At 58.0% G+C, this 13114-nt stretch carries 10 protein-coding genes; all 10 read right to left on the bottom strand.

What is annotated here, in order from left to right; all coding sequences use genetic code 11:
- Positions 1 to 21 precede the first annotated feature (21 nt).
- Positions 22 to 684 (bottom strand): ribulose-phosphate 3-epimerase, encoded by a 663-nt coding sequence (gene rpe, locus C4S74_RS02345; protein ID WP_103993752.1) that lies wholly within the window; start codon positions 682 to 684, stop codon positions 22 to 24.
- 1 nt (position 685) lies between these two features.
- Positions 686 to 1675: a ribosome small subunit-dependent GTPase A gene (rsgA, locus tag C4S74_RS02340; RefSeq protein ID WP_103993751.1), complete on the bottom strand. Its 990-nt coding sequence runs from the start codon at positions 1673 to 1675 to the stop codon at positions 686 to 688.
- A gap of 39 nt (positions 1676 to 1714) precedes the next feature.
- Positions 1715 to 3862, bottom strand: coding sequence for a Stk1 family PASTA domain-containing Ser/Thr kinase (gene pknB / locus C4S74_RS02335; protein WP_103993750.1), 2148 nt, complete (start codon positions 3860 to 3862; stop codon positions 1715 to 1717).
- Positions 3859 to 4620: a Stp1/IreP family PP2C-type Ser/Thr phosphatase gene (locus tag C4S74_RS02330; protein ID WP_103993749.1), complete on the bottom strand. Its 762-nt coding sequence runs from the start codon at positions 4618 to 4620 to the stop codon at positions 3859 to 3861. The genes pknB and C4S74_RS02330 overlap by 4 nt, the downstream gene beginning before the upstream one ends.
- A 15-nt stretch (positions 4621 to 4635) precedes the next feature.
- The gene (gene rlmN, locus C4S74_RS02325) at positions 4636 to 5703 is read right to left on the bottom strand and encodes a 23S rRNA (adenine(2503)-C(2))-methyltransferase RlmN (protein ID WP_103993748.1); all 1068 of its coding nucleotides are present in this window, start codon (positions 5701 to 5703) and stop codon (positions 4636 to 4638) included.
- Between the two features lie 259 nt (positions 5704 to 5962).
- The gene (gene rsmB / locus C4S74_RS02320) at positions 5963 to 7447 is read right to left on the bottom strand and encodes a 16S rRNA (cytosine(967)-C(5))-methyltransferase RsmB (RefSeq protein WP_103993747.1); all 1485 of its coding nucleotides are present in this window, start codon (positions 7445 to 7447) and stop codon (positions 5963 to 5965) included.
- Positions 7448 to 7588: 141 nt separating this feature from the next.
- Positions 7589 to 8548: a methionyl-tRNA formyltransferase gene (gene fmt, locus C4S74_RS02315; protein WP_103993746.1), complete on the bottom strand. Its 960-nt coding sequence runs from the start codon at positions 8546 to 8548 to the stop codon at positions 7589 to 7591.
- A gap of 2 nt (positions 8549 to 8550) precedes the next feature.
- Positions 8551 to 9033: a peptide deformylase gene (def, locus tag C4S74_RS02310; RefSeq protein ID WP_103993745.1), complete on the bottom strand. Its 483-nt coding sequence runs from the start codon at positions 9031 to 9033 to the stop codon at positions 8551 to 8553.
- A 165-nt stretch (positions 9034 to 9198) separates the two neighbouring features.
- Complete coding sequence (priA, locus tag C4S74_RS02305) at positions 9199 to 11790, bottom strand: primosomal protein N' (protein WP_103993744.1); 2592 nt, start codon at positions 11788 to 11790, stop codon at positions 9199 to 9201.
- The gene (coaBC, locus tag C4S74_RS02300; protein WP_103993743.1) at positions 11775 to 13052 is read right to left on the bottom strand and encodes a bifunctional phosphopantothenoylcysteine decarboxylase/phosphopantothenate--cysteine ligase CoaBC; all 1278 of its coding nucleotides are present in this window, start codon (positions 13050 to 13052) and stop codon (positions 11775 to 11777) included. Before coaBC ends, priA begins: the two co-directional genes overlap by 16 nt.
- Positions 13053 to 13114: the final 62 nt, after the last annotated feature.

The following is a 13114-nucleotide window of genomic DNA, read 5'->3' as shown; positions in this document are numbered from 1 at the left end:
CGCCGAACAATTACGCCGGGCTTAATTTCCCGCGGATTCGCGGATTAGACGGATCGCTTCCGCGCGGTCGGGCCGGCCGAACACCGCGTTGCCGGCAACCGCCATGGTGGCGCCTGCCTCGGCGACTAGAGGCGCGGTCTTATCGTTGATTCCGCCGTCCACTTCGATCTCAACGCCGCTCAGTCCCCGCTCTTGGAGTTTGCCGCGAAGGTCGCGGATTTTCGAAAGCATGCCGGGAATAAACGACTGCCCTCCGAAGCCCGGGTTAACGGTCATGATAAGGACCAGATCCAGATAGTCCTCCAGCACGTGTTCGATCGCGGACAAAGGCGTCGCGGGATTCAGGACGACTCCCGCCTTTACTCCCTGCTCCTTGATCTGATGAAGGGTGCGGTGAAGATGAGGACACGTCTCCACATGCACGGAAATCAAATCTGCGCCCGCTTTCGCGAAGTCTGTGATATATCTTTCAGGCTGCTCGATCATCAGGTGTACATCGAGCGGCAGGGACGTATGCGGCCGGATCGCGGATACGATGGGAGGCCCCAGCGTGATATTCGGTACGAAGTGACCGTCCATGACGTCGACATGTATCCAGTCGGCGCCCGCTTTCTCTACCTCGCGAATTTCTTCGCCAAGCTTGGCGAAGTCGGCGGACAGAATGGATGGAGCTATGCGCAGCATGTTAGTACCTCCTCTTCTTCTCTTTCATTTCCTGCAAAAACTGCAAATAGTGCTTGTAGCGGCTGGCGGCGACTTCTCCCCGCTCCACGGCGTCGCGGACTTTGCAGTCCGGCTCGTGGAGATGCAGACAGCCCCGGAACTTGCACGTTTCGGCATAAGACTGGAATTCGCGGAAGCAGGACCCGAGATCTTCCGCTTCCAGTTCGACAAAGTCAAGCTGACTAAAGCCCGGCGTGTCCGCGACATAGCCGCCTTTGGCAAGCGGAATCAGTTCCACATGCCGCGTCGTATGCTTCCCCCGGCCCAGCCGGTGGCTGATCTCGTTGGTCTGAAGCTCCAGGCCCGCCACGATCGCGTTCAGCATGGACGATTTGCCCACGCCGGACTGACCGGCGAATACGCTGATTTTACCGTCCAGATATTCGGCCACCTGGGTGACGCCTTCGCCCTGCCGGGAACTCGTCAGCATGACGGGGTAACCGATCCTGCGGTACAGCTCGACCGCCTCGGTCAGCCAGCCGGGCATCACCTGATGTCCGGTATCTTCCGGTGCGGACGGAAGCGCTTCGCCTTCTTCCACACTTTCAGCCGCACTCTTGTCGGAAGAGCCCTCCGGAAGATCAATCAGGTCCGCTTTGGTCAGACAAATAGCCGCGTGCAGTCCCGTATTCTCAATGTGGACGAGAAACTTATCCAGCAAATTCAGGTTCAGATCGGGCTCCACAACCGAGAAGACGAGCATAGCCGTGTCCACGTTCGCGATGGGAGGACGAATCATTTCGGATGTCCGCGGATCGATCTCCGTTACCGTTCCTTCGCCGTTCTCCGTCGTTTCATACTTCACCCGGTCGCCGACCAGGGGTGAAATCCCTCTTTTCTTAAAAACGCCTCTGGCTCTGCACTGTACGAGAGAATCGGAGCCGAGCCGGCTTCCCTCCGGAAGGACATAGTAGTACCCGCTGAGCGCTTTTACGATCAAACCTTGGGCCATTGCGGATCTCGTCCTCCTTTTTGAATTCCGATTTCGGTTCTAGTCATCTTTATCTTTGTTTCTATCCTTATCCTTGTCTTTGTCCTTATCCTTGCCCTTGCCTTTATCTTCTCCGCCGCCGGAAACAAGCTTGGAGCCCCCGTGCTGCTGCATCGAAGTCTGTGATCCGGTCTGCTGGGGAGTCGGCGTAGGCGAAGGGCTGCCCGACTGCTGATTCAAGAAATCCTGGTAAGTCCGAGTCGTCACGTTGACGACCTTGTCATCTTCCTTGACGGTGATGACGGCGTTTTTATCCGGTGCCACGATCACTTTGACATCGACTGCCGACGGCGTCGAAATCGTCTCGGTCCGGTATTCGCGGGTATCGCCCTGGGCGTCGCTCACAAGCACCTTGAACGTGGATTTCTTGCCTTCCTGCGAAGGAACGAGCGGCACGTTGACGATCATTTGGCCCGCTTCCTGCGGCATGCCGGAGCTTACGATCAAGCCGATGGCCTGGCCGACCGGGACGTCGTTATCCGGCTCGTAAGGAAACTGTTTGATGACTTTGCCTTTGGCCACTTTATAGCTGGGCTCTTCCGTGACGGCTCCGAGTTTTAACTTGCTCACTGTAATACGGCTGATGGCTTCTTCCTTGGACAAGCCGACAAGAGGAGGCATCTTGACCGTTTCTTTACCTTTGCTCGCGATCAGCTTGACCGAAGCCCCGGCCGGATCCAGTTCCTCACCTTCGCGAGGGGTTTGCTCCAGTACCGTGTTCGCTTCCTGGTCTTCGGAGTACCGGAACGTAACCGATATCTGATCCTCTTTGAGACCGAGCCCCTGCACCAGCTGAGCTTTGGCGTCATCCACACTGTGATTGACCACCGAAATCATTTTCTTCAACTCGGGCCCTTTGCTCACCTTGAGTTTGACTTTCGTCTGCTCTTTGGCTTTCATTCCCGCCTGCGGATTCTGGTCAATGACGATTCCCGCGGGCTGCGGATCGGAGACCTCTTCCACTTCGTAGCCGAGCTTGGCAGCGGTAAGCTTCTCTTGAGCCTTCTGCAGGGTATCCGTTTTGACGTTAGGCACCGGAACTTCCGCAACGACGACTTTCCCCTGCACGTAATAAATGGCGCCGGCCAGCAGCAGGGCGATCAGGACGAGCAGCGTGATCCACAGTCCCGTCTTTTTCTTCTTCTTCGGCGGCTGAGACGGCTTGGACGGAGCGGTTTCCGTTTTGCCGGGGACCACCGCTTCCTCCTCATCCTCCTCATCATCGAATATTTGCACCTGCTGATTGGGACGGATGGCGGGCAGAACAAGCGTATTTTCATCATCGTCATGATCATCGTGATGGAAGCTTATTCTCGGCTCGTTGCGGCGTTCGGGCTGCAGGCAGGTTTCCAGATCTTCCATCATGGCACGGGCGGACTGGTACCGTTCATCGGGCTTTTTGCGCACCGCTTTGAGGATGATGTTCTCCAGACTTTGCGGAATCATTGGATTAATCCGCCTCGGATCCTCCACGTCTTCCTGCAGATGCTTCAAAGCCACACTGATCGGGCTTTCGCCGTGAAACGGAAGCTCGCCCGTCAGCATTTGATACATCACGATCCCAAGCGAATACAGATCGGATTTTTCTCCCGTATTGGTTCCTTTCGCATGCTCCGGCGAGAAATAATGAACCGAGCCGACGACGGAACCCGTCTGGGTGATCGTCGAAGAAGTGGCCGCGCGGGCAATTCCGAAATCCGTCACTTTAACGCGGCCGTTTTTTCCGATCAGAATATTATGAGGTTTGATGTCCCGATGTATGATGCCGTTATGATGCGCATGCTCCAGAGCATCGCAGATTTGGGCCGCGTAATGAACGGCTTCCTCGACGGGCAGCGGGGCCCGCTCCTTGATAATCTCGTTCAGCGTTTTTCCCTCGATATACTCCATCACGATGTAATGGAGTTCGCCTTCCTGCCCCACGTCGTAGATGCTGACCACGTTAGGATGGGAAAGCGATGCCGCCGCCTGGGCTTCCCGGCGGAAACGGCGGATAAACTCTTCGTCGTTCACATACTGCTGGCGGAGCATCTTGACGGCGACCTTGCGGTGAAGCAGGATATCCAGCCCTTTGTAAACAAGAGCCATTCCTCCGCCGCCAATGCGTTCCAAAATTTCGTAGCGGCCACCCAGCTTCGTTCCGATCATGCGGGACCCCCTCCCGAAGCGGGCCCGGGATCTCCCGATGCAAGAATGATCGTGATGTTGTCGTCTCCGCCCGCATCCAGGGCAGCCTGCAGCAAGCTCTGCGCGATGGCTTCCAATTCCGTTTCCCCGCGCACGATCGACAGGATGGTCTGGTCGTCGACCATTCCGCTCAGTCCGTCGCTGCACAGAAGCAGGATATCGCCGCTTTCCAGACTCAAATGCTGAACGTCAGGCTGCGCGTCGGGTTCCGTTCCCAGCGCCCGGGTAAGCACGTTGCGGCGCGGATGGCGTTCCGCTTCGTCGGGCGTCAGCTGGCCGTTTTTCAAAAGTTCGTTTACCAGGGAATGGTCCTCCGTCAAACGGAGAATGGACGGCCCGTTGATTTTATAGGCGCGGCTGTCTCCGATATGCCCGAGGATGGCCAGTTGGCCCGATGCGAGGAGAACGACGACCGTCGTGCCCATTCCCTGAAGCTCTTCCCTGGCGGAGGCGTATTCGAACACCTTGCGGTTGGTCGAGCGGATCGCTTCCTTCACGGCAAGCTCGCACTCTTCGACCGTCATCGCGGAACTCAGGGATTTGAGCTCTTCCCGGATGATATCGATGGTCATCTGACTGGCGACGTCGCCCGCCTGATGACCGCCCATTCCGTCGGCCACAATGGCCAGCGAATATCCTCCGACGTCATGCTGAATAACGGCTCTGTCTTCATTTACGGACCGGACTCGGCCGGTATCTGTCACACTCACCATTTTCATCCGCATTTCACTCCGTTACTTCGCTTCCATATGCTTGGCCCGCAGCTGTCCGCAGGCGGCGGCAATGTCGCTGCCCTGCTCACGGCGTATGGTCGCGTTGATTTTGTTGCGTTCCAGAATGCGCTGGAAGTTAAAAATATCGTCGCGCGTCGTCCGCACATAATCCCGCTCCTGTACGTAATTGACCGGAATCAGATTGACGTGGCACATCGGCAGCTCTTTCAGAACTTCGGCGAGTTCCTCGGCATGCTCGGCCTGGTCGTTCACGTTGCCCATCAAAGCGTACTCGAACGTGATGCGGCGGCCCGTTTTGGCCATGTAATATTTGCACGACTCGATTAGATCGGCGAACGGGAAACGGCGGTTCACCGGCATTAGTTTGGAACGGAGCGCATCATTGGGCGCATGGATGGAAATCGCCAAATTGATCTGCGTATCCTCGTCCGCAAACCGGTAAATGTTCGGCACGATACCGCTGGTCGATACGGTGATGTGACGCTGGCCGATATTCAGACCCTTCGGATGAATCATAATGTTCAAAAACTTCATCATCGCGTCGTAATTCTCGAACGGTTCGCCGATTCCCATAATGACGATGGAACTCACGCGCTCTCCCGTCGCATCAAGCAGCTGCTGCGCTTTGACAATCTGGGCGACGATTTCGCCCGCACGCAAATCACGCTTCAATCCGCCGAGCGTGGAGGCGCAGAACGTGCAGCCGATCCGGCAGCCGACCTGAGTCGTCACACATACGCTGTTGCCGTAGCTGTGCTTCATGATCACGGTCTCGATCGCGTTCTTGTCCGCCAGTTCGAACAGGAACTTCACCGTTCCGTCCTTCGACTGCTGTTTGGCGATTTCGGTCAGCGTGACGAAAGAAAAGCCGGCTTTCAGCTTCTCGCGGAGCGCTTTCGACAAGTTCGTCATTTCCTCGAAGTCCGTGACACGTTTCACATACAGCCAATCGAAAATTTGTCCGGCACGGAAGGCCGGCTCGTTGTTCTCCTCGGTCCACTGCTTCCAGTCTTCCAGACTGTAGTCGTACACAAAGGGTTTATCTACTTGCAAGGTTTTATTTTTCACAGTAATCACACCTAACTTAATTTTCCAAATAAAAAATGGGATGTTCAGCCGAATCCTTCCTATTTTATCATAAAAGGCAGCCGAACACACTAGAATGCGCAGCGCAGGCGGACTCAAGCATTGCGCAGAGACGGCCGTTAAGAAGAAGCCCTGTATGGAGCCGGGCCGGAGCTCGGCGTTCCACCCAATGAATCGAGATCATCCGCAATACCGGAAGGAAGGGCCGCTCCCCCCGGATGGCGGGTCCTTTTGCCCGGACTTAAGCCTTGCGGCGCATCCGGGCGATAAAGAAGCCGTCCGTTCCGTACTGGTCCGGCAGGATAGAGATCATGCCCGATGCCGCCTGCTCAAGAGGCGCGGATTCCGGCCAGCCGGCCGTCGGTATCGGATCGAGGACAAACTCGGGATGAGCCTCCAGGAAGCAGGACACCGCATCCTCGTTCTCCGTCCGCTCGATCGTACATGTGCTGTAGACGAGCACACCGCCCGGCTTCAGCAGGCCGTGCACAGCCTCCAGGATGCTCTGCTGGACGGCCGCGATCCCGGCGATGTCTTCCTCCCGCTTGCCCCATTTCAGGTCGGGCTTCCGGCGGATAACGCCGAATCCCGAACAGGGAGCGTCAAGCAGGATGCGGTCAAACGAGGCCGGCTCGAACTCCCCGGAGAGCTCCCTGGCATCCATCACCAAAGTGCGGACCGATTTCAGGCCCAGCCTCTGGGCCTGTTCTTCGATCAGCCGCTTTTTGTGAGGATGCAGGTCGCAGGCCCACACCGTGCCGGTGTCGTCCATCTTTTCCGCGATGTGGGCCGTTTTGCCGCCCGGGGCGGCGCAGCAGTCCAGGACGGTCATGCCCGCCTCAGGCTGAAGCGCTTCGGCAACGAGCATGGAGCTTTCGTCCTGGATGGAATAGTCGCCCCGGCCAAAGCCGGGCGCCAGCGCCATGTTTCCGCCGGAGGAGACGACTATGCCGGCCGGCGCCAGCGCAGAAGGCTCGGCGGCAGCCCCGTCGAGCCGCAGCTCTTCCAGCAGCGCCTCGATACTCCGGGAGCGCGCGTTCGCGCGGATGCTGACGTGCGGCGGCTCGTTGTTCGCCCTGCAGATGCGCTCGCAGGCTTCGGCGCCGTACTGCCCGATCCAGCGCCGGACCAGCCATTCGGGATGGGAATGCTCCAGCGAGATGCGTTCGGCGTCCGTCAGCCCCTGCGGCAGCGTAAGCTCCGCACGCTGGCGGATCGCGCTGCGCAGCACGCCGTTGACCATGCCGGAGATGCCCTGATGGCCCCGGCGCTTCGCGATGTTAACGGCCTCGCTCACAACGGCGTGATCAGGCACCCGCTCCAGATACAGGAGTTGATACAAGCTCATCCGCAGCAGACTGCGTACCCAGGGCTGAAGCTTACCGAGCCCCTTGGTCACCAGTTTCGCCAAATAATAGTCGATTGTATTCCGTCTCTGGATCGTTCCGTACACAATTTCCGTGGCCAGAGCGGCGTCAGGCCGCGGAAGATCCGCTTCGCGCAAAATCTGGTTCAGCTTGAGGTTGCTGTACGAACCCGCTTCCTCTACGCCTGTCAATACGCTGAGCGCGGCGTCGCGCGCGGATTTTTTCACATGCTCTCTTTTCGGTTTGACCGTCTGGCTGTTTCTCCGGTCGTTCCGGTTACGGCTTGCCGGACCGCTGTCGCCTCCGGCTTGTCCCTTCCGGTTCTCCGGCTCGTTGTTTTTCACGGGACTCCCACACATCCTTTGCTTATTAAAATCGTACGTATGCAGCTCCCGCTTTAGAATCGTCGCCCGCCGGCGACTTATGCATCGTTTACGGAAAAACGCAGGAACCGTCGGCCGTTTACCGAAAATTCCTGCGCATCTCGTGCCACGCGTTTGCTATTCGCCCAATACGGTACCTTGCTTCATGGCGCCGCCCCGTGCAAGCTGAGCCGCATCCATGGCCTTCTTGCCGGCAGGCTGGACATTCAGCAGCTTCAAGCTTCCGTCGCCCGTAGCCACTTCGATTCCGTCGTCCCCCGCTTCGATAACCGTGCCGGGCTTAAGTCCGGCAGCCTGCGACCCTGTCGCTCCCTGCTCGGGGCCGCCGGGCTTTTTGCACACCCATACTTTCAGGATTTCCCCGTTCCAGGTTGTATAAGCGCCCGGAAAAGGATTTAATCCGCGGACCAGATTCCATATATCTTTGGAAGACCGGCTCCAGTCGATTTTCTCGTCTTCCCGGTTAATATTCGGCGAATAGATCGCTTGGGAATCATCCTGCGGAACGGCCCGGGCCGTTCCCGCGATCAGTTCGGGCAGCGTGCGCTTAAGCAGCTCCGCACCCGCCAGGCTGAGTTTGTCGAACATCGTGCCGGTCGTATCGTCGTCCCCGATCGGAACTTCAACCTTGCTAATCATGTCTCCCGTATCCAGCCCTACCGCCATGTACATGATGGTAACGCCCGTCACCTGCTCGCCCTGTATGATCGCATGGTGAATCGGAGCGCCCCCTCTGTATTTCGGCAGAAGGGAAGCATGGATATTGATGCAGCCAAGACGGGGAATGTCTAGCACCGCCTTGGGCAGGATTTGGCCGTATGCCGCCGTCACGATAAGATCCGGAGCGATTCTCCGGATTTCATCGACCGTGTCGGACGTGCGCAGCTTTTCCGGCTGAAACACCGGGATGCCGTGCTTCTCGGCCTCCACTTTGACGGGAGGCGGTGTCAGCACGCGCTTGCGCCCTTTCAGACGGTCCGGCTGCGTAACGACGGCAGCCACTTCATAGCCGCCTTCGATCAGCGCCCTTAGGGAAGGAACGGCGAAGTCCGGAGTGCCCATGAAAATCAGCTTCACGGTCAGCGGTCCTCTTTCTCTTCGAGTTCAGGGCGGTACACACGGATGGCCAAATCCGTGAACAGGACACCGTTCAGGTGGTCCACTTCGTGCATGATGCAGCGGGCCAGCAGCTCTTCGCCTTCAAGCTCGAACTCTTCGCCGTTGCGGTCCTGGCCTTTCACCTTCACTTTGAAGGGGCGCTTGACTTCTCCTTCGAGGCCCGGAATGCTCAGGCAGCCTTCCGGGCCGATCTGCTCGCCGCTTTGTTCGACAACGACCGGGTTGACAATCTCGATCAGTCCGTTCTCGTCTCCCACGTCCATCACGATGACGCGCTTGAGAATGCCCACCTGCGGAGCGGCCAGACCTACGCCCGGCGCATCGTACATCGTATCCGCCATATCGTCGAGCAGCTTATGGAGGTTGGAATTAAATTTCGTTACCTGTTTGGCGGTTTCCCGCAGAACAGAGTCTCCTTCTTTAACAATCATGCGAATGGCCATTCCATCCACCTGCTTTCTTTAAAGTCGTTCTATGAGGGCAAGGGCCTGAGCCCTTGAATGGGTTTAAGAGATCCGTATGAGCAGCCCGCCGTTTATATTCGTCAATCGCACGGGCCTCTATCCGGTTCGGTCTTACACCGGGCTTTCCGTTCCGGAACAGGCGGTTTACATAAGCATTTGAGGATCGACGTCCACGCTGATCGTCAGCTTATCCTTCGTCGTCCGCTCGGCAAATTCATCCAGAACCTTTGCCACAATACGGGAAGCTGACGCCTCCCCACGATATTTTACCACGCATTGGAACCGATATCTATCCTTGATCTTCGGAATCGGGGAGGCTACCGGACCCAGCACATTCATAAAAAAGTCCTCTCCCGTACCGGACGCAAAAACGTTCTCCTGCTCGGCGGCCCCAAGCTCCCGGAGACGCTGGGCCACCGCTTCCGCGGTCCGGACCAGGAGGGGAATCTGCTCGTGGGTCAAGGTAATGAGAATAAGCCGGCAGTAGGGCGGATAACCGAGCTTCCGGCGATGCGGAAGCTCCTCCTCCACGAAGCCTTCGTAATCGTGGCGGCTTGCCGTAATGACGCTGTAGTGCTCCGGCGTATACGTCTGCACGAACACTTCGCCGGGAAGCTGATGGCGCCCCGCCCGTCCCGCCACCTGGGTAAGCAGCTGGAAGGTCCGCTCGGCGGAACGGAAGTCGGGCAGGTTCAGCACCGTGTCCGCCGCGATAACGCCGACAAGGGTAACATCGGGGAAGTCCAGACCTTTGGCGACCATCTGGGTGCCCAGCAGGACGTCCGCCTGTTTGTTGCGGAACATCGTCAACCACTTCTCGTGAGAGCCTTTCTCGGTCGTCGTGTCCACATCCATCCGGATGACCCGGATGCCGGGAAAGAGCTTCACCAGCTCTTCCTCGACCCGCTGGGTTCCGGTCCCGAAATGCCGGATATGCTCCGAGCCGCAATCGGGACACAGCTCCATCTGCCTTTCGGCATAGCCGCAGTAATGGCAGCGCAGCGTCCGTGACACCTGATGATACGTCAAGGAGATGTCACAGTGCGGACAGCCTGCCACATAGCCGCACGTCCGGCACATGACGAATGTCGCGTAGCCCCGGCGGTTTAGCAGGAGAACGGTCTGCTCACCCTTTAGGAGCCGTTCCTCCAGCCCGCGGTGAAGAAGCCGGCTGAACATGGACCGGTTTCCGCTGCGGAGTTCCTCCCGCATATCGACGATATGCACGGGCGGAAGAGGGCGTCCGGCGACCCGGGACTTCATTTTGAGCAGCTTGTATTCGGGCTTGACACCGGGGGTCGCCTTCGTTTTCTGAATGCTCTCAAGCGAAGGCGTCGCCGATCCCAGCACCACGGCCGCTCCGTTGTAACGGGCTCTCCAGGCGGCGATATCCCGGGCGTGATACTTCGGGCTCTCTTCCTGCTTGTACGAAGATTCATGTTCTTCATCGATAATAACCAGACCCAGCTTCCGGAACGGGACGAACACGGCCGAACGGGCCCCGATGACAACCCGGACCTGGCGTCTCATAATTTTGCGCCATTCGTCGTAGCGCTCTCCCAGCGAAAGCCGGCTGTGCATTACGGCTACTTCGTTTCCGAAGCGGCCTTTAAACCGCTCCACCATCTGGGGAGTCAGTGAAATCTCCGGCACGAGCACAATCGCTTCCCGTCCTTGTTCCAGACAGCGGCTGATGGCCTGCAGGTACACTTCCGTCTTCCCGCTGCCCGTCACGCCCTGGAGCAGATACACCTGGTGGCTGCGGCTGTCCAGCGTGGCGGCAATGTCGTCATAAACGGACTGCTGCTCCCGCGTCAGAGGAAGCGGCTTCGTTTCTTCAAAATGACGATTCGCATAAGGATCCCGCATCACTTCCACTTCGCGCATGCCGATCCAGCCTTTGTCCGCCAGCCCTTTTACCGTGCCGGCACCGACCTGGAGCTTGTCCATCAGCTCCGTCAGACGGATCGGCCGGGGATTCTCGTGCAGATAGCGCAGAACTTCTTTCTGCTTATGGGAGCGGGCGGGAAGTTCTTCCGCGATGGCGAGCAGGTCAACGGAACCGCCTGGTGCGGAACCGTCCGATGCGGAGCCGTTGCCGGATGAAGCGGAGTCTTGGGCGTCCTTGGCGGCTTCAGAGATTTCGCGGGCTCCGGGCGGAAATACCGTCAGAGCTTTCTTCGTCGCAAGTCTGTCCTTCATCCCCTGCGTTTCGACAAGCTGACCCTCGTCGAGCATTTGACGGATCAGCCCGCCGTCCTCCGGAAAGGCATCCAGAAGATCTTCCATCTTCGCTTTTCCTTTTGAGCGCAAATAAGTCAAAATGTTCTCCTGGGCCGGCAGCAAAAGCAGAAGCTCCGTTCCGCCCGCGCTTCCTGCTTCCGCGGCTTGAACGAAGCGTTCATACTTGGCTTTCAGCGCCCCGGGAAGCATGGCTTGCAGAGCGGTTACTTCGTGGCACAAATAGGTGCTGCTCATCCAATGTCCAAGCTGTACCAGTTCCTCCGTTAAAGGAGGAGCGGCGTCCAGCACATGACGGATCGCTTTCAGTCTTTTGGGATCGACCGTTGTCGTTTCATGAAGCTCTACCACGAATCCCTGGAGTACACGGGGACCGAAAGGAACGCCGACACGGCTTCCGACTTCCACCCAGCCCTGCAGGGAAGAGGGCACCGAATAATCGAAAGCCCGGTTCGTCTGCTTGGCGGGTACGTCGACTATCACTTTGGCGAACATGGCGTTTCCCCTTTATCTGCCCCGGGCTTCCCGTCGTCCGGTTCCGGGGTCTCCGCTCCCTGCTGACGCATTCGTTGACGGTCGGCCGCCAGCCGGACGATATGCTCGGCCAGGGCCGCCTTGGTCATCATGGGCGGCGCTTCAACAAGACCGCCGGCATCGAAGATGCGCACCACATTGGTGTCCGTTCCGAAACCGGCTCCCTGCATAGAGACATCGTTGGCGACGAGCAGGTCGCATTTTTTACGCAAAAGCTTGCCCTGCGCATACTCGTCCACCCGCTCGGTTTCCGCCGCAAAGCCTACCACGAACTGATGGGTTTTGGCTTCTCCGAGAGCTTGGAGAATGTCCGGATTTTTAACCAGCTCGATCGTAAGGGTTTCCCCGGATTTTTTCATTTTCTGCCCCCGCTGTTCCGAAGGGCGGTAATCGGCGACCGCAGCCGCTTTGAAAACAAGATCCGTCTTCTCAAAACGGGCCATAACCTTATCGTACATATCCAGAGCGGATGTGACGGATATTTTCTCGACGCCTGCGGGCACGGGAAGGGCGGAAGGTCCGCTGACAAGCGTAACGTTCGCCCCGAGCCGTTTGGCCGCATCCGCAATAGCGTAACCCATTTTGCCGGAAGAATCGTTGGTAATGTAACGTACGGGATCGATCCGTTCTACTGTTCCTCCCGCCGTCACCAGCACGTTCCGGCCTTGAAGCGGCGTGTCCTGCTGAAAAAACGCGGCGATCCGCCCGAAAATTTCTTCGGGCTCAGCGAGGCGCCCTTGCCCGACATAACCGCATGCCAGCTGACCGGTTCCGGGCTCCACAAACAGGATGCCTCTCTCCTGCAGCACTCTCATGTTGTCCGCGACCGCCGGGTGCGTGTACATATGCACGTTCATGGCAGGAGCTACCATGACCGGGGCCGTTGTGGCGAGAAGCGTCGTGCTGAGCATATCGTCCGCCAGCCCGTGGGCCATTTTCCCGATCATGTTTGCCGTCGCCGGAGCAACCACAACCAAGTCCGCACGGTCGGCCAAGTCAATATGGGAAATGACGGCCGCTTCTTTCTCATCGAACGTATCGACAGCTACCGGCTTGCGGGTCAGCGACTGAAAAGTCAGCGGTGTAATAAACTGGACCGCGGATTTCGTCATGATCACCCGCACGTCCGCTCCTGCCTGACTCAGCTTGCTGCAAAGCGCAGCCGCCTTATAAGCGGCGATTCCTCCGCATACGCCGACTACGATCGTTTTACCTGATAACATCGGCAGTTCCCTCCCGGCAAGAAAAAAATAACAACCTCAATGGGTTGTCCTGATATCCGGTC

Source organism: Paenibacillus sp. UNC499MF, assembly GCF_900107975.1.
GTDB lineage: Bacteria > Bacillota > Bacilli > Paenibacillales > NBRC-103111 > Paenibacillus_F.
This window is presented reverse-complemented; position numbering and strand designations above follow the sequence as displayed.

Bases quoted from the DNA above. Each gene is read 5' to 3' on its own strand.
- rpe (WP_103993752.1), bottom strand. From the start codon at position 684: ATGCTGCGCATAGCTCCATCCATTCTGTCCGCCGACTTCGCCAAGCTT.
- rsgA (WP_103993751.1), bottom strand. From the start codon at position 1,675: ATGGCCCAAGGTTTGATCGTAAAAGCGCTCAGCGGGTACTACTATGTC.
- pknB (WP_103993750.1), bottom strand. From the start codon at position 3,862: ATGATCGGAACGAAGCTGGGTGGCCGCTACGAAATTTTGGAACGCATT.
- C4S74_RS02330 (WP_103993749.1), bottom strand. From the start codon at position 4,620: ATGAAAATGGTGAGTGTGACAGATACCGGCCGAGTCCGGTCCGTAAAT.
- rsmB (WP_103993747.1), bottom strand. From the start codon at position 7,447: ATGTGTGGGAGTCCCGTGAAAAACAACGAGCCGGAGAACCGGAAGGGA.
- def (WP_103993745.1), bottom strand. From the start codon at position 9,033: ATGGCCATTCGCATGATTGTTAAAGAAGGAGACTCTGTTCTGCGGGAA.
- priA (WP_103993744.1), bottom strand. From the start codon at position 11,790: ATGTTCGCCAAAGTGATAGTCGACGTACCCGCCAAGCAGACGAACCGG.
- coaBC (WP_103993743.1), bottom strand. From the start codon at position 13,052: ATGTTATCAGGTAAAACGATCGTAGTCGGCGTATGCGGAGGAATCGCC.